Raw genomic sequence first — 25,508 nt, 5'->3', positions numbered from 1 at the left:
AAGGTTTAAAAGGAAATTAAATGTATTTTTAAGTCCTCAAGAAGATTTATGAATAGACTTTTACCCTTATTCTTTATATTAATCATTTCCTGCTTTTGGGCATGTGAAAGGGAGTTGGATGAAACACCATTTGAGTTGGGGTTGGAATATCAGCCTTTGAGTATCGGAGAGTTTTGGATTTATTCGGTGGATGAAACTCAATATTTGGGTGAGAACGATTCGGAAGAGGATAGTTATTTTTACAAGGATCTAATACGTTCCACCTATTTAGATGAGGGAAATGAATTAGTTTATATTGTAGAAAGGAGTAAATCTTATGATCAGGAGAACTGGTCGATCGAAAAAGATTATACCCTGAAAGTTAGAAACAACACCTTGATTAGAACAATTAACAATCAACCTGTAGTTGTTTTAGTTTTTCCACCAAAATCAGGAACCCTTTGGGATGGAAATAGTTACAGAGAGAGTGATGAAGATGATTTTGAAATAATAGAACTGGATAATGCAGCAGGATCTCTACGAGTCCTTCAATCTATGGAAGATGACTTGGTGACTTATCGAGATAATCGATATGAAGTTTTCCAAAAAGGGGTGGGACTAGTAGAAGAATTTAAGGAAGTACTAACTTATTGTTCTAGAAACGATTGCTTAGGTGATCAGTTGATCGATTCTGGGAGCAAAGTTCATTTGATATTAACCGAACATGGGATTTTATAAATTTTTATTAGTTGCAGCTTTTTGGTTAGGGGTATGTAGTTTATCCTTTGCACAAGATCGCTATGCTGTATTTTTCAAGTATAAGCCACAAGACACTTTCAGTCTTAGTGAGCCCGGCAATTTCTTGTCATCCAAGGCTTTAATTAGAAGGTCTAGGGAAGGAGTACCAATAGATTCTTTGGATTTACCGGTGGCACAAAAATACATCGATGAATTAGGAGAGAAAGCTCATTATTTACTGTATCCAAGTAAATGGTTGAATGCTTTGGTATTAGTTACAGATGAAGTTGGCGCTAATGAAATTGAGGCATTGCCTTTTGTTGAAAGAGTGGAAATGGTGGCGTTAGATTATTTGCCTAGCCCAAATGCCAGGATTGGAAGACGCTTGTTTGCTTCAGCTTCTTTGAAAATTTGCCTGCCTCTTAATCATAGGAAACTAGGCACCAATGAAAATCCTTATGATTTTCAAAATAGCTTGTTAGGGATTCCGGACATGCACGAAGCCGGTTTTACAGGAAAAGGAATTACGGTAGCAGTTTTTGATGCTGGTTTCCCTGGGACCGATGAAGCATCAGCTTTATCACATTTATTTGCAAACAATCAGATTATCAAAGCAAATAATTTTGTGAGGCCATGGTCTGATAACATTTTTACTGCCAATCAACATGGAACTAATGTCCTTTCCTTAATCGCCGCAAACGAAGAAGGAATATTGAAATCCGGCGCACCAGATGCTGATTATTATTTGGCGATCACTGAGGAAGATGCTACAGAATATAAAATCGAAGAATACAATTGGGTGAGAGCTGCCGAAGTAGCCGACAGTCTTGGTGTGGATATTATTAATAGCTCGGTAGGCTATTGGGATTTTGATGATCCTACGATGAATTATTCTTTAGAGGATTTGGATGGTAAAACAACAGTCATTGCTCAGGGAGCTAATATTGCAGCCCAGCGAGGAATCTTGATCATCAATAGTGTCGGCAATTACGGGCCAAAAGAATCGACATTGATTAGCCCGGCAGATTCGGAAATGGTAATAGCTGTAGGAGCAGTAGATAAAAACTTGGAAGTTTCCAATTTCTCTTCCCGAGGACCTACAGGAGATGGTAGGTTAAAGCCTGATCTCACGACCTATGGAAATGGAGTTGCATTAATTCGTTCGAATGGAAATCTAGGCTATTCCAACGGAACTTCTTTTTCAGCACCTCAAATTACTGCATTGGCTGCCGGTTTATGGCAAGGAAAACCAGAATGGACACGAGCTCAGCTGGTTGAAAACTTATTTAGAAGTGCTACTCAGTCTGAGGAAAAAGATAATTTATTGGGTTTTGGTATCCCAAATTTCAGAGATGCCTATTATGGTGAGATCTTAGCTGTTACAGGGGAAGAAAATTTTGCTTGGAAACTATATCCAAACCCATTGGCAGAGGATGACTTAACCATTTATTTTGGTCAAGGCCTTAGCGCAGAATTCACTTTGATAGACATGAACGGAAAGACGCTGCAGTCTGCAGTATTATTAAGAAATAGCCCGAAAGATCCATTCAGAACCTCATTGCAGGGAATAAAACCGGGCTTCTATGTCGTACAGATGCGCGATTCTAGAAACATTAAACGAACGAAACTCTTTAGACAATAAGTCAAAACCTAAGTAATTTATTACCCCTATGTCCCTTTTGATTGCCCCTTCAATTTTAGCAGCAGATTTTGCCAATCTTCAAACTGAAGTAGAAATGCTCAATTCCTCATCTGCTGACTATATTCATGTAGATATAATGGATGGAGTTTTTGTGCCTAATATTTCCTTTGGAATTCCTGTAACCCAGGCCATAAAAAAACATGCGGAAAAACCCTTGGATGTTCATTTGATGATTGTGGAACCCGACCGTTACTTGGAAGCATTCCGGGATGCAGGAGCGGATATTATTTCGGTTCATTATGAGGCATGTCCACATCTCCATAGGTCTTTGCAAGCCATCAAAGCATTGGGAGCAAAAGCTGGAGTGGCTATTAATCCTCATACTTCAATTGACCTCTTGAAAGACGTAATACAGGACATTGACTTGGTTTGTATGATGTCAGTAAATCCTGGTTTTGGTGGACAGAAATTTATTGAAAACACCTACGATAAAATAGCGAGACTTAAGGACCTGATTTTATCAAAAGGAGCTTCCACAAAAATCGAAATAGATGGGGGAGTAAATATTCAAAATGCTCCTAAATTAATTGAGGCTGGTGCGGATGTTTTGGTAGCAGGGAGTTTTGTGTTCAATTCGCCTCAACCTATAGAAACTATAAAAGAATTGAAATCTATAAAGACGAGATAGGACTATTGTATACCGTCTATCCTAAAATACTCTAAAAAACCCAAAAACACTTGATTTTATGGGTTTTGGTTTATTTATTTAACATCTTACGAAAACTAAAAGCAAAGAAGATTATGAAAAAATTATTGTTGTTTGGAGCGTTTTTCGCTTGTTTGGGCTTGACAGGATTTGCGCAGGAAGCAGCGGAAGAAGTGACAAATGAAGAGCTTGCCAAATTTGCCAACATGGAAGCGATGACGGAGCAATTTGCTGCTGAGAAGACAGAAGAATTTAAGGCAATGATTTTGGAGAATGAGATTTTCCAAGGTGGCGCTCGCTATAATGAAATTAAAGCTGCGTGGGGAGATGATGCGAAGATGGCTGAAGCTGAAATAACAGATGAAGAGAAAGAAGCTTACCAAGCTGTTCAGGATTTCCAGAATTCACTTCAGGATGTCTTGAAAGAATACAAAACTGAATTAATCATGAATGATTCAATTTTGGGAGTTTCTACTTATAACAAAGTGAATGGAGCTCAGAAAGCTGATCCAGCTATTAAAGAAAAAATTGACTCTTTAGTTACTGAAATTAAAGCTAAAAGTGAAGGAGATAATGATGGAGAAGAAGAAACTGATAGCAAATAAATTTTAAATAAACTTACAGAAAAAGCCTCCTTTGTGGAGGCTTTTTTTTTATTTTGACACGAAGACAAAGTTATATTCGTTAGCAATCTATGGTGATTAAAAAAACAATTCTTTCGTTTCTATTTGTATGTATCACGGTTTTAGCCTCAGCTCAGGATGAAGACATTTTTGGGATCTCTACCAAAGCTAAGAATCCAAAAAGTGAAAGTGCAGTAGGGAATATCTACAGAAATGTATTGGAGATGTTTAGTTTGGAGATTTCTGGAGGTGGAGCCTACCATCAATTCTCCCAAGAATTTTATTCGCCCAATCTGGATTTGTATCCCAATTTTCAGCAGTATCAAAACTTTGATGAGCCCTTAGATATTTCTGAGGAGAACCCTTTGGAAATGAAAAGTAATGAATGGGCATTTCCGCAGCTGGATGCAGGTCTTCGGATAAACTTATTTAACCTTTTGACAATAGGAGGAGGATACGGACAGGAGTGGGGAAAGATGTCAACGATGAGAGGTGGAAACTTTGAATTCCCTTTTGAGGGAGGATCCTATCAGGTAAGTAAATTTTATGGGACTGTGGGCTTGGTATTATTCGATGCTAAAAGGAGACAATCTTTTTTAAGATGGAAGTATAGAAGGTATGCATCATCTAATTATTACATGCAATCAGAATTAACTCAGAGGTCAAGACAGCAATATCCTTGGAGGTTTATACTAGAAGGGGAGTTTGGTCAGTTGAAAATGAAAAATTTTGTTGACGAAAGTGTTGTAGGCAACACCTCAATGTACGAGCCTAAATTAGCTGTGGCTGATAAGCCTTATATGGGGATCGCACTACGTATTGAACGTGATTTTTCTGAATACACTAAAATGTTCATCAAAGGAGGTGCTGAATTTAGGGAGTTTACTTATGCAGCATCGGATTTTTCTGAGGTTCAAGACCTTAAACAAACGCTGTATGGGATGCAAGTTGGGTTTGCTATTCGTTTCCCAGGGACTAAAAGATGTAAGATTGCTGGTTGTGGTGTAGTGATGAAGCACCTGCATAATGGGATCGAATATAGAGGTAGCGGAATCTTTAATTATCAGAACAGAAAAGTAGGTCAATGGTATTAAAGATCTAAAGAATTAAAGGTCTTTATATTCTCTTTTAAAAACCATCGGGTTTTTACTATCTTAGCAGGCTAATAATCGACCCCAGAAAAGCAAATATGGCCGAAGGAGAAAACGAGAATATCATACCCATTAATATTGAAGAGGAAATGCGTGGAGCCTACATCGATTATTCGATGTCGGTTATTGTTTCCAGGGCCCTTCCAGACGTCCGTGACGGGATGAAGCCAGTTCATAGAAGAATCCTGTTTGGGATGCAGGAACTAGGCGTATTACATAATAAACCACATAAAAAATCTGCAAGAATCGTCGGTGAAGTACTAGGTAAGTACCACCCACACGGTGATTCAGCTGTATACGACACCATGGTTCGTATGGCTCAACCTTGGTCTTTGCGTTACCAATTGGTTGATGGTCAAGGTAACTTTGGTTCCATCGATGGGGATAACCCCGCTGCGATGCGTTATACGGAGGCAAGACTGAAGCGTATTGCTGAGGAAATGCTGGTAGATATCAACAAGGACACTGTTGATTATCAATTCAACTTTGATGACTCCCTTAAAGAGCCTGTAGTATTACCTGCCAAAGTTCCTGCACTTTTATTGAATGGTGCTTCTGGGATTGCAGTAGGTATGGCTACAAATATGGCTCCCCACAATCTTGGTGAAGTTATTTCTGGGATTATTGCCTACATAGAAAATAGAGAGATTACTATTCCTGAGTTGATGGAGTATGTGATTGCACCTGATTTCCCAACTGGAGGTATAATCTATGGTTATAATGGTGTTAAAGCAGCCTTCGAAACCGGACGTGGCAGAATAGTCATGAGAGGTAAGGCCAATATTGAAACCAAAGACGGTGGTAATAAGGAGATGATTGTCATCACCGAGATTCCGTATTTGGTCAATAAGGCCAGCATGGTAGAGAAAACTGCCCAGTTGATCAATGAGAAGAAAATTGATGGGATTTCTGCCATTCGTGACGAGTCAGATCGATCTGGAATGAGGATCGTTTATGAACTCAAGAGAGATGCAATTCCTTCAGTAATCTTAAATAACTTATACAAGCATACACAGCTTCAAACTTCATTTTCTGTCAATAACGTAGCACTTGTCAAAGGAAGGCCTTATACGCTTAACCTGAAAGACTTGATTGTTCACTACGTTGATCACAGACATGAAGTAGTTATAAGAAGGACACAATACGAACTTAAGGAAGCAGAGAAAAGAGCCCATATTTTACAAGGTTATTTGATTGCCTTGGATCATTTGGATGAAGTAATTTCCTTGATTAGAAATTCTGCTGACCCAGAAACTGCCAGAAATGGTTTGATAGAAAGATTTGATTTGAGTGAAATTCAGGCAAGAGCGATTCTCGATATGAGATTACAGCGATTGACAGGAATGGAGCGAGAGAAAATCATCCAGGAGTATAAAGAAATCATGGCCTTGATTGAAGAATTGAAAGAGATTCTTGAAAACGAGGATAAGCGTATGGAAATCATTAAGACGGAACTGACTGAGATGAAAGACCGTTATGCTGATGACCGACGAACTGAAATCGAGCATAATGCAGAAGATTTCAGCTATGAGGATATGATTCCTAATGAGGAAGTGATTATTACCGTTTCTCATCAGGGATATGTGAAGCGAACTGCGCTTACAGAGTACAGAACTCAAGGTAGAGGAGGGGTAGGTTCACGTGGTGTTTCTACCAAAGAAGATGACTTTACAGAGTATCTATTTACTGCCTCCACTCATAATTACCTGTTGATCTTTACTGATCAGGGTAAATTATTCTGGCTTAAGGCCTATGCAATCCCAGAGGGAAATAAAACATCTAAAGGAAGACCTATACAAAACCTGATCAATATTCAGTCTGATGATAGAATACGTTCTATTATCCAAGTGAATGATCTCAATGATGCTGATTATATCAATAATCATTTCTTGGTCATGGTGACTAAAAAAGGGGTTATCAAAAAGACCACTTTGGAGCAATACAGTAGACCAAGAACAAATGGTATCATTGCGTTAAATATTCGTGAAGATGATCAATTGGTAAACGTAAAAATGACCAATGGTGATCAGCACATCGTTATTGCAGCCAAGTCAGGTAGAGCAATTCACTTCCCAGAAACTGCCGTTAGACCGATGGGTAGGACAGCTACAGGGGTGAAAGCAATTACTTTGACAGGTCAGGATGACTTTGTAATTGGCATGGTTTGTGCCTCTGAAGATACAGCAACCTTATTGGTGGTTTCAGAAAATGGATACGGAAAACGTTCCTATTTGAATGAATACAGAATTACCAATAGAGGAGGTAAAGGAGTGAAAGCTATGAATGTGACAGATAAAACTGGAGCATTGGTGGCGATCAAAGAAGTAACTGATGCTGATGATTTGATGATTATTAACAAATCGGGTATCATCATTCGGATTTCTATGGATACCCTTAGAATCATGGGTAGAGCCACTCAAGGAGTTCGTCTGATTAAAGTAGGTGATTCTGATCAAATATCATCCGTTGAAAAAATCACCATTGAAGAAGTGGAAGAAATAGAAGATATTGAATCTTCTGAGGCTTCTGATTCACCTGATGCTTCAGATACTGCAAACGAAGCTCCAGAGACACCTGGAGATGAACCAAATGATTAACCAAACAAAAAGTAAAAACGCTATCGAATAATGAAGAAGTTAATTCTATCAATGGCCTTAATCGGTGCAACAACCTTGGCCTTTGGACAAAAAAAAGTAGTCAAATCGGCTTCCAAGAACTATAAAAAGGGGGATTTGGAAGTAGCGTTGTCTGAAATCAACGCAGCGACACAAGATCCAGAAACTAGTGAGGATCCAGAAACTTATTTTATCAAAGCACAAATCGAAACCAAAATGTTTGGTTCTGATTCCACCAATACCGCTCAAAATTTTGAGATCGGTAAATCTGCATATGAAACGTTTATGAAGTCATTTGAGATGGCTGGATCAAACAAAGAAGACGGAATCGGTGAAGATATCTGGGAAGAAGATGTTGTGGGAGTTCCTGATAACTTAAGACCCTACTCTATCAATACCTTAAAGAATACTTCATTTGATAAGGCGATTGAAAGATACAATGAAGATGATCTTGAAATGGCATATCATTTCTTTGATTTAGCAGGTGATATCGCGCCTCAGGATACTACTATTCACTACAATGCTGGTTTCCTTGCAAATGATCTTGGAATGTATGAAGAAGCTAAAAAGCACTTTAATATGCTTTTGGAGGTTGACGATTACAATAAGTTGAATACTTATTACTTCTTGGTACAGATCTTAAGTGGTCAGGATGAAAATCCTGAAGGAGCTTATGACATGGTAATGGCTGCAAGAGAAGATTACCCAGGGGATAAAATCCTAGCAGAGTATGAAATTCAGTTATTACTTCAATTGAATAAGATGGATGAAGCAATGGCTTCTATCCAAAATGCATTAAAAAATGACCCAAATAATGCTTCTATTCTTCTTCGTTCTGGTTACTTGAAAGAGAAGTCAGGAGATATGGAAGGTGCATTAGAAGATTATAAGAAATCAGTTGAAGCAGATCCTGAGTTTTATGATGGTAACTTCTATACTGGAGCTTTAATGCTAGATAGAGCTAGAGAGATTTTAGCTGAGCTAAATGCTCTTCCAGATGATGAGTGGGAAGAAAAATCTGAATCTATGGGTAAAGCAGCTGATGATTATTATGAGCAGGCTATACCTTACTTTACAAAAGCATTGGAAATCCAACCTGATAACACTGACGTAATGGAGGTATTATTCCAGGTGCATACAAGACTTAAAAACGAAGCTAAAGCAGAAGAGTATAACAAAAAACTGATTGAGCTAAAAGGTCCAAATTGGATAGAAGGGTAATTTTAATTTCTCTTTAAAATATAAGGAAAGCCAACCTTCGGGTTGGCTTTTTTTTGTATTGCACTATTCCTACACAGGAATTAAGCAGAAGATAGCCTTTTAAACCAGTTACTTGAATTTAATAGGAATAGCTGTTTCTAGATTTTACTTTCCTTAATATATTTGTAGCTCATTTCTGAGCAAGCCATGCGATTCATGCGACATATTGCCGCCCTAGTTATAGTTTTTTCCTTTTTTATCCTTCCTGGTTTTGGACAAAAAAAGTTTCAAAAATCCTTAGTACTTTCCTATGAAGCAGGTCCATTGATTGGAAATGGAAAGGACTGGGCCAAACAAATTATAGAAAATGAAAGCTATAATGGCTTGGATGTCAGATTTGAATGGAGGAAGGTCTCAAACACTTTTTATAATTATCTCTATAGATACCCGAGCATGGGAGTTGGTTTTAGCACCTTGCTTCATCACTCAGAGGATCTAGGGAGACCAATGGGAGTTTATGGGTTTATAGAAATGCCTTTTACTAGAAAAGGGATTTATCAAAAATTTTACCTCAGTTATTTTGGGCAAATTGGATTGGGATTTAATGTCAAACCCTATGACCCAGAAACCAATCCAATAAATCAGTTTGTTGGAACCAACCTTAACAGCTACATCCATCTGGGGTTTAAAGCAAATTATGAATTAAGCCCAAGAGTAGATTTAGTAGGAACAGTGGGTTTGAAACATTATTCCAATGGTTCCATTAAAAGACCAAATTCAGGGATAAATTATGTTCCCTTTGGTATTGGTGTAAAAACTAAACTAGGTACAATTCATCCACTTCCTAAGGAGCCAGTAGCTTATCCTGATCTTGAAAAAAGAGGTTTTTGGAATATGGCTGTTTATCTGGGAGGGAAAAATTACGATATCGGTGGAAATACATATTTCCGTGGGGGATTAGGCATTAATTATTTATGGGAAGCTTCCTATAAATATAGAGTTGGGATTGGCTTAGACTGGTATTATGGGGCAGGGATTCAGGAGAGATGGCCTGATCAGAATTTAAGCTTTTCTGATGCTAATTCACTTGCTGTGGTTGGTTCATGGGAGTGGAAAATCAATGAACACGTTTATGTTCCTATCGGATTTGGCGTTTATTTGAATAGATCATCCTTTAATGACGAATGGACTTGGTTTTATGAGAGGGTAGGTGTGAGATATAGATTTGATAATAACGTTTTTACAGGAATCCAGATTAAAGCTCATAAAGCAGTAGCTGATATTTTTGAATTTACCTTTGGGTATACTTTTGAGGGAAAAGTGAAAAGAATTCGCACCAATAGGAGGTAAGATCTCCCATTAATCATAAAAAGTTTTTTTTTACAACAAGCATATTTTAGCTTGTATATGATTATTTATCCCCATTTATGACCAAATCAATAGTTTCAAAAATTATTGCCAGTTTTCTGTTTTTTACAATTTGGCACACTGGCTTTAGCCAATCAAAACCCTCCTCTGAAATTTATCATCAACTCCTGCAGCTCAAGGAAACTCGTAGAGTTTTGTATATGGCTGCACATCCGGATGATGAAAATACCAGGTTAATTGCCTACCTGGCAAATGGTGAAAACCTTCAGGTGGCATATTTAAGCTTAACCAGAGGAGATGGAGGACAAAACCTCATTGGGAAAGAGTTGGGTGTAAAGTTAGGTCAAATCAGAACTCAGGAACTTCTACAAGCCAGAAAAACGGATGGTGGTAGACAATATTTCTCTACTGCGATCGATTTTGGGTATACCAAAACTCCCGACGAAACCTTTCAAAACTGGGATAAAACAAAACTTCTTTCTGACGTAGTTTGGGTGATTCGAAATTTTCAGCCGGATATTATTATTACCCGGTTCAATACTATTCCAGGAGGGGGAAATCACGGGCAGCACACGACTTCAGCTATCATGGCTGAAGAAGCACTCAAAGTGGCTGACGACCCAAACGTATTTCCTGAGCAATTGAAATATGTGAAACCATGGAAAGTGAAGCGTGTGTTTTGGAATACATATAACTTCAGAGGAGACTTTGAAAAAGAGAAGGGACAAAAATATTTTGAGTTTAATTCTGGAGAATACAATCCATTAATTGGAGAAAGTTATAGCAAAATAGCAGCGGATAGCCGAACCATGCATAAATCCCAAGGCTTTGGAAGTACTGCCAGACCTGGTGAAGCCATTGAACATATTCAACTGGTTGCAGGCGAACCTGCAGAATCTTCGCCCTTTGATGGGGTACAAAACCGATGGGAAACAATTCCTGGAGGGGAAGAAATTGAAGATGCTATTGACCAGTTGATATCGAATTTTGATTTTGTTAAACCCGAATCAAATGTTCAAGGGCTTTTGGAAATAAAATCAAAATTGGATGGACTAAATTCAGATGAAGTCTGGGTACAGGAGAAACAAGATTTGATTGACAATCTGATTTTAGAATCACTGGGTGTAGAAACTGAGTGGACCTTACAAGAAGAGTTGGGGTATCCAGGACAGGAAATTGCAACTGATGTCATGATTTCAAATCCAACAAATGGTGATTTAGAAGTAGTCTCATTTACAGCATTAGGCAAAAAGGAGGAGTTGAATACAGCCATCCAAAGAAATCAATTACAATTACTGGAAAGAAGTTTTGTGTTGCCTTCTGGTGTACCACTTTCACAGCCATATTGGTTACAAGAATCCATTACAGGCGCTATGTATGAGGTTAAAAATCAATTGGATATCGGAAAGGCATTTGACGATAGACAATTATCAGGAACGCTGGTGTTAAACTACAAAGGACAACAATTGGTCAGGGAACTGCCGTTAACATATAAAGTAAATAGCCGAATAGATGGTGAGGTAAATCAACCATTCACGGTTGTTCCTGAGGTGGATTTAGTCCTGTCCAAAGAAAACGTGTTTTTAGTAGACGGAGCGGATCAGAGTTTGACTGTATCAGTCAATTTTTCAAAGGAAATCATAGCAGGAGAATTAAAGTTTGAAAACCTTGAGCCATCACAATACCGTATTCTTTCAACCGAAGAAAATTCTGCCCAAAACCAGCTAGTATTTGAAGTAGCGTTTAGCTTGGATTCGAATGAAAAAAGAACTGTAGTTGCAAATTATTTGACCAATTCAGGAGATGTTTACGACCAAAGCACCAACCGTATTTTATATTCTCATATTCCGAACTTGACTTATTTCAGTCCTGCTTCTGTGAATTTAATCCAGGCAGATTGGCAAATTTCAGGAGCTAAAGTAGGTTACATTCCTGGAGCTGGAGACGATGTTCCGGGAGTTTTATCTTCGCTTGGATACCAAGTAACAGAAATTTCATCTAACGATTATTCTTTGGATTATTTAAATCAATTCAAAGCCATCATCGTAGGCATTAGAGCATACAATACTAATGAGGTCATGGTGGCCAATAATCAGGTATTAATGGATTACGTAAAGGCAGGAGGGAACTTAGTAGTGCAGTACAATACCACTGCGGGATTGTTGACAGATAATATTGGGCCCTATCCATTTGAATTGAGCAGGGATAGGGTAACAGTAGAAAACTCCCCATTTAAAGCAGATTGGGATCACCCTGCGCTTTCTACTCCGAATCAGCTTGTCGCAGCAGATTTTGATGATTGGGTGCAGGAGCGAGGCTTATACTTTGTGAGTGATATCTCAAAAGAATATTCAACTCCGCTGCAGTTTCAGGACCCTGGTGAGGAGTTTATGAATGGCAATTTAATCTATGCTGAGTATGGAGAGGGCCATTATGTGTATACCGGTCTTTCATTTTTCAGGGAACTTCCAGCAGGAGTTCCTGGTGCAATCAAATTATTCATCAATCTAATTGAACAATAATTTTGGAAGAAAAACCAGTTGTTTGGAAAAAGCTTTATCTAGGGCTAATCGCTAGCCTATTAGTGATCATAGCCTTGTTTTATTGGCTTCAAACCGCCTACGCATGAGTACAATTGATTGGATTGTTCTCTTTGGGACATTAGGAACTATTGCTGGTTATGGGGTTTATAAAACCTATAAGCAAAATAGTTTAGATGGGTATTTGCGTGGTAAGAACTCAATGAATTGGTGGACTATAGGTCTGTCTATCATGGCGACTCAAGCTTCAGCAATTACCTTTTTGAGTACACCGGGCCAGGCTTATGAAGATGGAATGCAATTCCTGCAATTTTATTTTGGTTTGCCTATCGCCATGATCATTATTTCTGTCAGTTTTGTCCCAATTTATTACAAGCTGAAAGTTTATACTGCTTATGAATACCTGGAAAATAGATTTGATTTAAAAACCAGAACCTTAGCAGCTTTACTTTTTATTATTCAACGTGGGCTAGCAGCTGGAATCACTATTTATGCCCCTGCTATTATTCTCTCGACTTTATTAGGTTGGAATTTAACCTGGACCAATATTTTAATAGGGACCTTGGTGATTGCTTATACCGTTTCTGGGGGTACAGAGGCTGTCTCTATTACACAAAAGCAGCAAATGGCTGTGATGATGGGAGGAATGATTTTGGCCGGCATTATCGTGGTGCAAATGCTTCCCATATCATTTCAGGAAGCCTTACATGTGGCCGGCAAAATGGAGAAATTGGATATTGTCAATTTCAAATTTGACCTAGCTGATCGATACAATGTTTGGTCAGGGATGACAGCAGCAGTCTTTTTGTTTTTATCTTATTTCGGAACTGACCAAAGTCAGGTACAGCGCTATCTTTCAGGACAAACACTTACTCAAAGTAGGATGGGCCTGATCATGAATGGTTTTTTGAAAATCCCTATGCAGTTTGTGATTCTGTTTATCGGGGTAATGGTTTTCGTTTTCTATCAATTTTATCAACCACCAGTAGTATTCAATAAGGTACAAACTGAGAAACTCAGAGAAAGTGAATATGCAGGTGAGTTTGAACAATTAGAAAAAGCCTATGAAGGGAAGTTTGAGGAGAGTAAAGCATCCTATCTAGAAATGCTTGATGCCATCAAACAAAAAGATGAATCCGCCGAGAGTAGAATCAAACAGGAATTAAAATCTTTAAAAGCAGAGCAAAATCAAATTAGAGAAGAGGTTAAAGATTTGATCTTAACCAATGACCCAGTGGCAGAAACACGGGATACTGACTATGTGTTTATGCGCTTTGTCATGGATAATCTTCCTACCGGCATTATAGGGTTATTATTTGCAGTGATTTTCTCTGCAGCAATGTCTTCCTCGGCCTCGGAGTTAAATTCGCTTGGCTCAACCAGTACAGTGGATCTATACAAGCGATCGATAAAGAAAAATGCCTCTGATACGCATTATTTAAGATCCTCTAAGTTCTTTACTGCTTTTTGGGGCGTTGGGGCCATATTATTTGCGACCTATGCCTCACTATTTGAAAATTTAATCCAAGCCGTCAATCTGCTGGGTTCACTTTTTTACGGAACCATTTTAGGGATTTTCATTGTAGGCTTTTTTATGAAATGGGTGAAGGGTAAAGCGGTGTTTATTGCAGCTCTTTCTTCGCAAGCTTGGATTCTCTTAATTCATTTCAGAAATGGAGAAGGCTTATTTGGGTTTGTTTGGGATATTGGATTTCTCTGGTACAATGCCATTGGCTGTATAGCAGTAATGGTATTTGCCACGATCACCCAATTATTTGTCAAAAAATAAAAAAATATCCCCTCAGAGTTTAAGTGTTTTCTGAGGGGATTTTTATTACTTCAATGATCTAATCAAGCGTTCATTTAGACCTACATAATCTGGGTTTTGAGCCTCCTCTGCTAGTTCCATAGATTCTTTCGCTGATTCTATTGCCTCTGCATTTTTGCCAAGAGCTACTTCTATTTTTGCTTTCAAATGATAAGCCCAGTATTTAGGGTCTCCGTCAACAGATTCCTGGATCCATTGATATGCAGTATTTAAATCTCTGCCTGTTCTTAAATAGTAATTAGAAGCTTCATAAAGCAATCCTGGATCTTCGGTTTCTTGGTCTAAAACAAATTTTTGGATTTTATCCATTACGATAGGATCTGGATCCATAGAAATATGGAATGCTGCTTGGGTATGATCCCATTTCATCGTTAGATCAGCTCCGGTGTCGGATAAATTATTAAAGGTGATTTCGAAAGTTTCATAATCGTTTTTTGTCTTTCCTGGTTCAACATTAAACCTGACCAAATCTTCTTCAGGATTATATCCTATAGCTCCCCATAATTTGGTGTTTTTGGATAAAATGATGGTCCAGGAATTTTTATCAGGAATAGAATAAAGGGCATATTGTCCCTTTGGAACAAGTTTTCCATGGATGTTCACATCTGTAGAAAAGTCTAGTATGGTTGCCCCATTTGCTCCGGTTCTCCAAATAGAACCATAGGGTACTAGCTCACCGAAAATTTTCCGCCCTTTTTTACTGGGTCTACTATAGGAAACAGTAACATCAGTAAGGCCTATTTTCTGAGCGATTTTAGCAGCGGGAGAAGCTTGAGGCATTTCTATTTGCTGCGCTGCTAACTGTTGGGAGCTTAGAAATAATATACCGAAAGCAATAACAATACAATTGAAAGTTTTCATGTGGGAGGTAGGAGTTTATTATTATTTAAATTAAATTTTTACTGAGAATGTTTCTGTAATTTCTGCATTTTGTGACATTTTTAATCTTTTTTGTAACATATTAATGCATTTTTGTAATGAATAAAGCAGGTTATTCGTATTAAATCAGGTAACTTAACAAAAGCCTTTAACGGTTAAAGATTTTTCATTCATATGAGTTTAGCAATAATAAGTCCAGGGAAAAACGTTCAACCTTGGATTGAGGTTCTAAAAAATCTAGATTCTACATTAAAAATTCAGGTTTATCCTGAGATTGAAGCGCCAGAGGAAGTGGAGGCAGTGATGCTTTGGAATCATCCATCAGGGATTTTATCCAATTTTCCGAACCTAAAATTAATTAGCTCTATGGGGGCTGGTGTAGATCATATTTTGAGAGATGATTCGGTTCCAAAGGATATTCCTGTAGTTAGAATCGTAGATGAGAAATTGACTTGGTCCATGACCAATTACGTGATCATGGGAGTTTTGAATTTTCATAGGCAAATTACCCGATATCAAAAAGATCAAAAGCGGAAGGTTTGGGATATGAGCAATCCCGAAATTGATGTGAAAGTTGGAGTAATGGGAGTAGGGGCATTAGGAGGAGATGTATTAGATAAGCTTTCTTATATGGGCTTTCCCGTTGCTGGTTTTGGTTTTTCAGAAAAGAGTAATTTTCCTCATCCTTATTATTCGAAAGATAAGTTAAAGGATTTTTTAGGAGCAGTGAATGTTTTAGTTTGTCTGTTGCCCTTGACACCAGACACTGAAAATATTTTAGATATAGAATTGTTTTCAAAATGTACCCCTGGGACATTTCTAATCAATGTGGCCAGAGGAAAACATTTGGTAGAAGAGGATGTTATCAAGGCACTTAATGAAGGCTTTTTATCGGGAGCTTTGCTTGATGTCTATAGGAAGGAACCTCTTCCTAAGGATCATTTCTTTTGGGAAGAGGATCGGATTCAATTAACACCGCATATTGCGAGTGTCACTAATCCGCAAGCAGCTGCCCCTCAAGTGATTGAAAATATTCAAAGGATTCGTTCCAACCAGCCGCTTAAAAATCTCGTAATTCGAGAAAGAGGTTATTAATATTTTTATTTATGTCAAAGACTTTTAAAATACTTTGTCCAACGGATTTTTCAGAGTGTTCTTTGAATGCCATAGAGTATGCAGCCAAATTGGGTGAATATTACCAAGCGGACTTATTACTTTTTCATGTACTGAATAAAACCGATTATGAGAAGCTATCTCCTTTAGACACGGAAGGTTATTACCAAGAAGAGTTTATCAAAGAAAAACTTGAGAACTTGCAAGAGGCCGTATTAAAGGAAAGTATCTCCAAAGGATTGAAAAGCTGCGAAATAGCTTACCGAGAGGGTAAAATTGTAAAGTCTACCCTAAATGAGGCCGAAAGTATTGGGGCGGATTTAATTGTGGTTGGAACAGAAGGAACCAATGACTTGAGGGAACATATAATAGGTTCAAAAGCCAGTAGAATTGTAGAGGAATCCGGTCGGGATGTGTTTGTAGTTCCTAGGAAGGTTTACTTTAAGAACCCGAGAAAGCTCGTTTATGCAAGCGACTACCTGGAAGAGGATAAAATTGCCATTCAAAAGATCATTGATTTTGCAAGCTTTTTTGAGGCTGAAATAGATATTGTCCATGTAAGTAATACGCATAAAGCCATTGATAAATCCCTACATATGGAAATGGTGAAAGAGATTAAACCTTTTATCAAATATGAAAAAGTGAGTTATGTCTTAAAATCCTATAGAGATGATTTGGCTTTGGGCTTGGAGAATTATTTACAAACGTCCAAGGGAGATATCTTGGTTACTTTAAGCAAAAAGAAGTCTTTTTTCGATCAGATATTTTCTAAAAATCTATCAAAAAAAATGGCTTACTTTATCAGTAAGCCTTTATGGGTTATCAAATCATTATAATTTATTTCTGCCAAAGAGATTTTTTATAAATTCTTTAAATTCCTTTCGTGTTTTTGGATCCGTAACCAAGCCCTTGATGGTTTGTAAAAAATGACCAAAAGTAAGTTCCTTCTCTAGGTCTTCTTCATCATTGACTATTGGCTCAACCTTCTCTAAAGGTGGCTTGGGCTGATCTTCTTTTTGATCTTGTGGTTTATACCCTACAAGATCATCTGCCTTTTCAAAACTTTTTTTTGATCGTTCTTTATAACCTAATTTTTCCTCTACCAAGCCTTTGTTGTTGAAAGAAACAGCATCCTCCGGGTCTAACGCTATAGCTTTGTCATAATCTTCTATGGACCCATTTAAATCCCCAATACGGTCTTTAAAATAGGCTCTACTGCTATAACGATAAGGATTTTTGGGATCCAAATTCGCTGCTCGGTCAAATTCCGCTAATGCCTCATCATTCCTATTTAGCAAATGAAGGACAACGGCACGGTCAGAAATATAATTTGTATTGTAGGGATCTAACTCTACTATTAAATCGAAATCAAGGATTGCTTCGCTTGTTTTTCCTAACCTGGAGAGAATCCTGCCTCGGTAAAGATGAAGCTCAGGAGTCTTCTCTGAATTGGAAATCAGCTGATTAAAAACTTCTAAGGCTGATTCAAATTCTCCTGCTTTATATAGTTCTATTCCTTTTTGGAAAGTCATATCTCTTTTTTTAACAATTAATACAAAGGTAAGGCAGGAATAGTTTACCAAATAATCTTTCTTATGTTTTTGCACCTAATCAAATCCCACTGTTATCTTTAAGGCTTAGAGTTTACTTCTTTTATGGCCCAATCAAATCCTTCTCCACAATCTGTTATCAAAGATCTGAAAGCGAAAAAGTTTGCTCCAATATATTTTTTGGATGGAGACGAACCCTTTTACATAGATCAGATAACTGAAATCATTGAGAATACCGCTATTGCGGAACATGAAAGAGGTTTTAATCAGGTTGTTCTTTATGGAAAGGACAGTGATATGGGGACCATTATCAATAATGCCAGGAAGTTTCCTATGATGGCGGATCGGCAGGTGGTGATTGTAAAAGAAGCGCAAAGTCTGACTGATTTGGGTAAAGAGGAAGCCCAAAAGCTTTTGATTGGCTATGCCCAAAACCCACTCCCCAGTACTATTTTGGTGCTCGCCCATAAATATAAAAAGTTTGATAGACGTTCAGCCCTTTCCAAGGAACTCCAGAAAAATGCCATTTACGTTACCTCGGAAAAAATCAAGGATTATAAACTGACCGAATGGGTATTACAATATTTTAAGGATATTGGTCATGATATTGAACCTCGGGCCGCTCAATTTTTAGCAGAATCCATAGGCAACAACCTTGAGGTGATGACCAATGAGGTGGGCAAAATGCTGATTAACTTTAAAGAGCCTACCAAATTTACCGTCAAAGATATTTCCAAGTTCATTGGAATAAATAAAGACTATAATAATTTTGAATTGCTGAAAGCAATAGGGATGAAAGATCCGATCAAATCAAACAAAATTGTTAACTATTTCATTCAGAACCCCAAAGCACACCCTGTTATTCCACTTTTTGCTTTGATGTATAACTATTTTACCAAACTAGCGATGATCCATGAAGTAGGGGGTGGATCCGATTCACAGGTTGCTTCTCTCATTGGAGTGCCACCTTTTGTCGCAAAAGAGTACATGCAATCTGCTCGGAACTACAAATTGGGCAAGGTAATTGATGTGTTTGAATACCTCAAGGAGGCTGATCTTCGTTATAAAGGCGTTGATTCTGGAAGCATGACAGATGCTGAAATTCTCCGAGAACTTATTTACAAAATATTGCACTGATTACGTAGTCAATTTCCAATTGCCTGAGGAATTACCAGCATACAATTTTCAGAACAAATTGTTTGGATAGATTGTATTGAGGAATTTTTATGGCAGCTAAAACCAACTATCTCTATGAAATATTATCTGGTGCTATTAGCTGGGTTGGGCTTAAGTCTGGATGCTTTTTCTCAATCCACTCTTTATCAGACCAGTCCTCAGCAGCCGCTAGACCATCAATTGGAACTGTTTGATAAGCAGCTCTTTTCAGGGGCTCTTTACGACAATACCAGGCTTTTAAATGAAGATCTGACGGATGAGCAAAAGAAATCTGCAGAACTTCACCGAGCAATGTCGGCACTGCAAGTTGAAAGTCCCGACGGACCTGGTTTAATGAAATCCTATATTTATGACAATGGAAATCATCCTTCGGTAACCTCGGCAGGATTGTACCTTGGGGATCATTTTTTTTACAAAAGGAATTACAACGAAGCAATAGATAGCTATGCCTTAGTGAATCCAAATGGACTTGGGGATGATAATCGAGCAGACCTTTATTTCAAGCAAGGATTTTCTCATTTTCAAATGTCTAATTACGGTCAAGCAGCTCCTTTTTTTGATCAAGCCAAAACTTTAAATACTTCCGTTAGCCCAGATGCATATTATTATAGTGGATATATAGCTTTGGAAAATGGAGACAATGAAAAAGCAATTTCGGACCTTCATGCTGCTTCCAATGATCCTTTTTATTCCGGCAAAGTCCCATACTTATTGGCGGCTCTTTATTATCAAACAGGAAGTTATGATCAGTTAATCAGCTATGCTGAACCAAAGTTTGGAACAGGGCAGCAGCTAGATCGACCAGAAGTCATTCATTTGTATTTGGCAGAGGCATACTATGCTAAATCAGACTATGCTAAGGCATCAGAACATTACGAAGCCTATATAAATTCTAGAAAAGGGACACTTTCCAGAGAAGAAATTTACAAAGCTGGAATTTCGTTATTCGAAATCGAAAATTATCCAAGAGCGGCAGAATATCTTAAAAACTCAGCTTCTGCAACAGATGAATTGGGGCAAGCTTCTAGCTACTATTTAGGACATGCTTATTTAAAGCAAGAAAATTTTCAATTTGCCTCAACCAGCTTTGCTGCAGCCGCAAAATCTGATTTCAATAAACAAATCCAGGAAGATGCTCTGGTGAATTATGCTAAAGTAAACCTTCAAAAAGGAAGTTTTCAGCTAGCAATTACTGCATTGGATGATTATTTAGAGAAATATCCAAACGGCTCCCATAAAGCTGAAATGGAGACTTTGCTTTCTGAAGCTTTAGTCAATACAAATGATTATTTGAGAGCAATTGAGCAGATGGACAGAATCACCAATAAATCTGCACGAATTCAGACTGCTTATCAGAAGGTAGCATTTTATCAGGCGATGGTTTATTACAGAGACCAGCGATACGATGGGGCCATTGCTTACTTAGATAAATCTTTGGCTTATCCGATTGATAAAACCATGGTTTTGGAATCTCATTTTTGGAAAGGAGAGTCCTATTCAGCAGATGGAAATCTTCCAGAAGCCATCAAATCATACCAGCAAGCGATATCCTTGGGAAGGACAACTTCCTCTGCGTATTTGACCAAGAGTTTGTATGGTTTAGGATATTCCTACTTCAACTCACAGCAGTATTCTCGAGCTGAGGAAGAGTTTAAAACCTATACAGATCGATTAAGAAGTCGACAAAACAAAGAGAATTATGACGATGCAATGCTCCGACTGGGGGATTGTTATTATGTGCAAAAAAGATTTTCGGAAGCTTCTGCGACATTCCAACAAGCAATTAATGACGGAAACAAAGGTATTGACTATGCTTATTACCGTTTGGCAGTAGTACAGAATTTCCAAAACAATAATCAGCAGGCTTTAGGTCAATTAAATACCTTGATTTCGAGATATCCTAATAGCTTGTACTATGAAGATGCTTTGTTCCAAAAAGGCCAAATCAATATGGAGGAAACAAACTATTCTGAAGCCTCTCGAGCATTTTCTGATTTGATTACCGGTAAGCCAAACAGCCCATTTGTTCCTTATGCTTTGGAAAGTAGGGCTGTGGCGAATTTCTCCATGCAGAATTATGAGCAAACAATTTCTGACTATAAAACCATTTTAGATAAGCATCCCAATGCTCAAAATTCTGAAACTGCATTGAAAGGTCTTCAGGAGACCTTGGCTTTACAGGGAAGGTCTGGGGAGTTTAGTGATTATTTAGCTAGATATAAAGGTTCTAATCCTTCCAGCTCTAGCGTTCAAACTCTTGAATTTGAGTCGGCTAAGAGTATGTATTTTGATAAGAATTATACTCAGGCAAGTAAAGCATTGGAAAACTATTTGAGGAATTACCCTCAGTCAGCTCAAAGGCTGGACGCACTCTATTTCTTGGGAGATAGCTATTTCCAGCTAGGTGATAAAACCAAAGCCTTGGAGCAATTTAAAGCATTAGAGCAAGAGCCTGCCTCACCGCAGAGACTACGAGCCATGCACAGGATTGGAATCATGGAATTGGAGCTGGGCAATTTTGAGCAAGCTATCCCTTACTTAAAAACTTCAGCTGCCAACGCAAGAAGTAAAATAGAAGAGGCTGAAGCAGTGGAAGGATTGATGGTCGCCAATTTTGAAACCAGAAAGTATAATGAGGCAATCTCAAATGCAGATCAACTGTTGACACTGGATGGGATCATCCCTGAGTCTACTCCTAAAGCACTTTTGACAAAGGCTAAGTCTGAAAGAGAGACTAATCAAAAGGCGGATGCTGAAATCACATTAATGACTTTGGTGAATGAATACAAAACCATTCAGGGAGCCGAAGGATTGTATTGGTTGGCTTATTCTTTCCAGGAAAAAGGAGATATCAATCAGTCTAATGAAACCATTTTTGATTTCTCAGGACCCTTTGCTGATTTTGATTATTGGTATGGCAGAATGTTCCTGCTTCTAGCCGATAATTATATCAAGACTGAGGAAGACTTTCAGGCTAAAGCGACATTGGAGTCAATCATAGAGAAATCTACCAATGAAGAAATAAAAACTATGGCACAAACGAAACTTCAAACCATTAACTAAACCATGAAAAAGCTAGCGAAATCTATACTTTTGGGAAGTGTCATTGGTTTGACTTCAAGTTTTGCCATGGCCCAAACACAATCACAAGGTGAGGTGACGGATCAGGAGTTTGTGATCCGAAAGGACAGAGTTTTAACGGTCCCCAAACAACCTCGTGTATACGAAAAATTACCTGTTCTGCCTCAACCCAAAGGCTTGACTGATTTTAATTATATGGTCAATAAATATCCTTTGACCTTAGCTCCTTTGGAACTCGAGACTACGCCAATTCAAAAACCATTTAGGGCTCCTCAATTGGATTTATTTCCAGGATATGTAAAGCTTGGTTATGGTAATTTCGAATCTCCTTTGTTGGAGGCTAGATTTATGGCCACAGAGGCTGAGGAAGTGAACTATTCCTTGAAATTTGGACATCAGAGCTTTGGTAAAGGGCCTGTACAAAGAAATCAGTCTGCCGAGTCTCATACTAATTTTGGTGGGGATATCAGTTATTTTGCGGACCTATTTGAAATATTTGGTGGAGCAGATTGGAGTCAGGATAAATACTCATTTTATGGGATTGACCCAGTTAATTTTGAAAATCCAGATTTTGAAACCAGTGATAATGTATTGAATTCCATATTTGTCAAAGCTGGAGTTCGAGATATTGAAAAAGTAGGACCCTTCTCTTACGAGGCTCAAGTAAGCTACCGCAATTTCAAGGATAGTTATAGTGCCAAGGAGAATGAAATTGGCCTTGCTGCTACCGGAATATTTAGACCCAATGAAGACTGGAAGGGGCAAGTAGGAATTTCTTACTATACGACTAATCCAGAAGATTTCAATTATTCCAAAACCAGAAATTATTTTGCCATCAGGCCAGAATTAACCTATACGTTGGAAGGTTTACGTCTTTCTGCTGGATTAAATCTGGTATCAGAAAATGATTCTATTCAGGATAAATCAAGTGATTTCAGGATTTTTCCTAATCTAAAGGCTTCTTATCAGTTTGCTGAGGAGTTTGGGTTCTTTGGTGAGTTTTCTGGAGATGTACAGCGAAATACCTATTACAGTTTTGTGAACGAAAATCCCTTCTTAGGCCCGAGTGAACAGCTTTTAAATACCATTCAAAACTATAAAGTGGAAGGTGGGATAGAAGGTCAGTTTCAAGAGGTATTCCAATATCGGGCTGCAATCAATGTCAGCAGATATAATAATCTCAGCTTTTTCGTCAATAACTATTACATCTACCCGAGCGCATCTGACTCTTCAAGATTCACCTTGGTTTATGATGATAAAAGCACTGTTTTTAACATCAATGGTGAGTTAGGGTTTAAGTTTTCAGATTTCTACACGCTAGGTACTCGTTTAGATCTATATCAGTATGATCTGAATATGCAGGAAGAAGCTTGGCATAAACCAACATGGGAATTTAGAGCCAACAATCAATTCACTCCTTTTGAAGGTTTATTGGTTCAGGCAAATCTAAATTTCATGGGTGGATTGAAAGCCAGAAGAGCAGAAATAAATACGGGTGGAACCTTTGATAACTACGAGGTGGTAAAACTGAAAACCATTGCCGACTTGCAGCTGAAAGCGGATTATCAGATTAGTAATCGCTTTTCTGTTTTCGCAGTAGGAAACAATGTGTTAAATGGGAAAAATACCCGTTGGTTAAACTATCCAGTTAGAGGAATTCAGCTAATTGGCGGAGTATCTATGAAATTCTAAGAATGTTTCCCATTTGTTGTTGGGGTTTAGCATCATTTATTTTAGTTTCGTAGCTCCCAAATTTCACTATGTCGACAGATCCTTCTGAAAATAAGTCCTGGCCAGATCCTAAAGATTTTGGACTTCCCTATGTGGAAGTGAAACCTATTGATCCTCAGCTTAAAGAGGAGAAGGTTGATGTGGTGCCTGATACAAAAGACGAGACACCAGAAATTGCTCCGATAGTAGTAGAAGAGAAAGCAGAGACACCTGCTGTCAAAGCTTCTGAATCAGAACAAGTAGAAGCAGGAAATGTTGTTGAGCAAACTGCACCCGAGAAGGAAGTTGCAGAAACTAAAGAGATACCAAAAAAAGAAACAGTACAGCCCGACCCTAAGAAAAGTAATTCATGGGTAGGAGTGGTCATTGTATTGGCAGTTTTGGTGATTTCAGTAATAGTTTGGCAACTGATGGGAAGTCAAGCTACTGTTTCTGATAAGGTAGCTTCTAACTCAACCCAAGAAAGTTCAAATTCTGTAATCGAAGCGGCCTCGCCGACTGTGGAAAATACCCCAACTGAAGAAATTCAAGTTGCTGATAATCAAGATTCTATTCCAAAATCCAATTCTTCTTTAGAAGAACCTACTAAAACACCTCAAACTGGTACAACTATTGATCGTACTGGTACTGAGTCTTTGATTCGTGTAGATGGTAGAGCAGAGAGACCACGTTATTTCATCGTGGTAGGAAGTTTGCCAAATGAAAGAATGGCAATTTCTGAATCTGCACAATACCTCGAGCGAGCAAGTTCAGTTTATCTGATATTGCCATACGAAGATGTGAAAAACCATCGTTTGGCTATTGGACAATTCACAAGCTTTAGAAAAGCAAGTGAGGAACTGGACCAAATCAAAGATCAGTATACTGAGGCATTATGGATTCTGAAATATTAATATGATTCTTCTTCAAACCCTTTCTGTTGCCGATTCTCTGGCAGCAGCAGACAGCCTTGCTGAAGGCGCTACCAAAGAAAGCATTGGTTTATTAGACCTTTTAATCAAAGGCGGATATATGATGATCCCCTTGTACCTGCTTTTCATTTTGGCTATTTTCATTTTTATCGAACGATTGTTGACCTTGAAAAAGGCCGCTAAAACTCCTTCTTCAATGATGGATCAGGTAAGAATGTTGGTTCAGACTGGAAAGATTGAAAAAGCAAAAATGCTTTGTGCCAGTGAGAATACTCCTGTGGCCAATATGATTGCAAAAGGTATAGAGAGAATTGGAAGTCCTTTGAAAAATATTGAGGTCTCTATCGAAAATGTAGGGAAAATTGAAATCTATAAGTTGGAAAAAAACCTGAACCTTTTGGCAACGGTATCTGGAGCTGCACCCATGATCGGTTTCTTAGGAACTGTAGCTGGTATGATTCAGGCTTTTATTGCGATTGCACAGGAAGAAGGAATGGTTTCGCCTAAATTACTTTCCGAAGGTATTTATGAGGCGATGATTACGACTGCTGCAGGATTGGTAGTAGGTATTGTGGCTTATTTAGGATATAACTACCTGGTTTCGAAGGTATCTAAATTGGTACACAACATGGAATATACTACAGTAGAGTTTATCGATTTACTTCAGGATAAATAAT

At 38.2% G+C, this 25,508-nt stretch carries 19 protein-coding genes; 17 read left to right on the top strand and 2 right to left on the bottom strand.

Going from position 1 to position 25,508, the window contains the following annotated elements; genetic code table 11:
• Positions 1-48 precede the first annotated feature (48 nt).
• The 10 genes from ALPR1_RS12350 (at position 49) to ALPR1_RS12305 (ending at position 14,351) form a co-directional block, all read left to right on the top strand.
• Complete coding sequence (locus tag ALPR1_RS12350) at positions 49-717, top strand: hypothetical protein (RefSeq protein WP_040302802.1); 669 nt, start codon at positions 49-51, stop codon at positions 715-717.
• The gene (locus ALPR1_RS12345; protein WP_008201113.1) at positions 704-2,359 is read left to right on the top strand and encodes a S8 family serine peptidase; all 1,656 of its coding nucleotides are present in this window, start codon (positions 704-706) and stop codon (positions 2,357-2,359) included. The genes ALPR1_RS12350 and ALPR1_RS12345 overlap by 14 nt, the downstream gene beginning before the upstream one ends.
• A 28-nt stretch (positions 2,360-2,387) precedes the next feature.
• Positions 2,388-3,047, top strand: a complete 660-nt coding sequence (gene rpe, locus ALPR1_RS12340) for a ribulose-phosphate 3-epimerase (RefSeq protein WP_008201111.1) — start codon at positions 2,388-2,390, stop codon at positions 3,045-3,047.
• A 113-nt stretch (positions 3,048-3,160) separates the two neighbouring features.
• The gene (locus ALPR1_RS12335) at positions 3,161-3,670 is read left to right on the top strand and encodes a hypothetical protein (RefSeq protein WP_040302800.1); all 510 of its coding nucleotides are present in this window, start codon (positions 3,161-3,163) and stop codon (positions 3,668-3,670) included.
• A gap of 89 nt (positions 3,671-3,759) precedes the next feature.
• The gene (locus tag ALPR1_RS12330) at positions 3,760-4,782 is read left to right on the top strand and encodes a hypothetical protein (protein WP_008201109.1); all 1,023 of its coding nucleotides are present in this window, start codon (positions 3,760-3,762) and stop codon (positions 4,780-4,782) included.
• A gap of 95 nt (positions 4,783-4,877) precedes the next feature.
• On the top strand, positions 4,878-7,436 hold the full coding sequence (gene gyrA / locus ALPR1_RS12325; RefSeq protein ID WP_008201108.1) for a DNA gyrase subunit A: 2,559 nt from the start codon (positions 4,878-4,880) through the stop codon (positions 7,434-7,436).
• 30 nt (positions 7,437-7,466) lie between these two features.
• A complete protein-coding gene (locus tag ALPR1_RS12320) occupies positions 7,467-8,675 on the top strand; it encodes a tetratricopeptide repeat protein (RefSeq protein WP_008201107.1) in 1,209 nt (402 codons plus the stop codon).
• A gap of 195 nt (positions 8,676-8,870) precedes the next feature.
• Positions 8,871-10,004: an acyloxyacyl hydrolase gene (locus ALPR1_RS12315; protein WP_008201106.1), complete on the top strand. Its 1,134-nt coding sequence runs from the start codon at positions 8,871-8,873 to the stop codon at positions 10,002-10,004.
• 77 nt (positions 10,005-10,081) lie between these two features.
• On the top strand, positions 10,082-12,544 hold the full coding sequence (locus tag ALPR1_RS12310) for a PIG-L family deacetylase (protein ID WP_008201105.1): 2,463 nt from the start codon (positions 10,082-10,084) through the stop codon (positions 12,542-12,544).
• 103 nt (positions 12,545-12,647) lie between these two features.
• Positions 12,648-14,351 carry a sodium:solute symporter gene (locus ALPR1_RS12305; protein WP_008201104.1) on the top strand — a complete coding sequence of 568 codons (1,704 nt, stop codon included), beginning with the start codon at positions 12,648-12,650 and terminating at the stop codon, positions 14,349-14,351.
• A 45-nt stretch (positions 14,352-14,396) separates the two neighbouring features.
• Here the strand turns inward: ALPR1_RS12305 and ALPR1_RS12300 are convergent, their stop codons facing one another.
• On the bottom strand, positions 14,397-15,251 hold the full coding sequence (locus ALPR1_RS12300; RefSeq protein ID WP_008201103.1) for a DUF2911 domain-containing protein: 855 nt from the start codon (positions 15,249-15,251) through the stop codon (positions 14,397-14,399).
• A 192-nt stretch (positions 15,252-15,443) separates the two neighbouring features.
• Here ALPR1_RS12300 and ALPR1_RS12295 point away from each other — a divergent pair, with 192 nt between their 5' ends.
• Positions 15,444-16,364, top strand: a complete 921-nt coding sequence (locus ALPR1_RS12295) for a 2-hydroxyacid dehydrogenase (protein ID WP_008201102.1) — start codon at positions 15,444-15,446, stop codon at positions 16,362-16,364.
• An 11-nt stretch (positions 16,365-16,375) separates the two neighbouring features.
• A complete protein-coding gene (locus ALPR1_RS12290; RefSeq protein WP_008201100.1) occupies positions 16,376-17,218 on the top strand; it encodes a universal stress protein in 843 nt (280 codons plus the stop codon).
• Here the strand turns inward: ALPR1_RS12290 and ALPR1_RS12285 are convergent.
• Positions 17,213-17,914, bottom strand: a complete 702-nt coding sequence (locus ALPR1_RS12285) for a tetratricopeptide repeat protein (protein ID WP_040303599.1) — start codon at positions 17,912-17,914, stop codon at positions 17,213-17,215. The genes ALPR1_RS12290 and ALPR1_RS12285 overlap by 6 nt on opposite strands.
• A 123-nt stretch (positions 17,915-18,037) precedes the next feature.
• On the opposite strand from ALPR1_RS12285, the gene holA reads away from it, so the two are divergent.
• From holA to ALPR1_RS12260, 5 genes are all read left to right on the top strand, one after another.
• Positions 18,038-19,069: a DNA polymerase III subunit delta gene (holA, locus tag ALPR1_RS12280; protein WP_008201097.1), complete on the top strand. Its 1,032-nt coding sequence runs from the start codon at positions 18,038-18,040 to the stop codon at positions 19,067-19,069.
• Positions 19,070-19,183: 114 nt separating this feature from the next.
• Positions 19,184-22,171, top strand: coding sequence for a tetratricopeptide repeat protein (locus tag ALPR1_RS12275; protein ID WP_008201096.1), 2,988 nt, complete (start codon positions 19,184-19,186; stop codon positions 22,169-22,171).
• Between the two features lie 3 nt (positions 22,172-22,174).
• On the top strand, positions 22,175-23,881 hold the full coding sequence (locus tag ALPR1_RS12270; protein WP_008201095.1) for a TonB-dependent receptor: 1,707 nt from the start codon (positions 22,175-22,177) through the stop codon (positions 23,879-23,881).
• Positions 23,882-23,949: 68 nt separating this feature from the next.
• Positions 23,950-24,813 (top strand): hypothetical protein, encoded by an 864-nt coding sequence (locus ALPR1_RS12265; protein ID WP_008201094.1) that lies wholly within the window; start codon positions 23,950-23,952, stop codon positions 24,811-24,813.
• 1 nt (position 24,814) lies between these two features.
• Complete coding sequence (locus ALPR1_RS12260) at positions 24,815-25,507, top strand: MotA/TolQ/ExbB proton channel family protein (protein ID WP_008201093.1); 693 nt, start codon at positions 24,815-24,817, stop codon at positions 25,505-25,507.
• Position 25,508 lies beyond the last annotated feature (1 nt).

It is taken from the genome of Algoriphagus machipongonensis (assembly GCF_000166275.1).
GTDB classification, from domain to species: domain Bacteria; phylum Bacteroidota; class Bacteroidia; order Cytophagales; family Cyclobacteriaceae; genus Algoriphagus; species Algoriphagus machipongonensis.
This window is presented reverse-complemented; position numbering and strand designations above follow the sequence as displayed.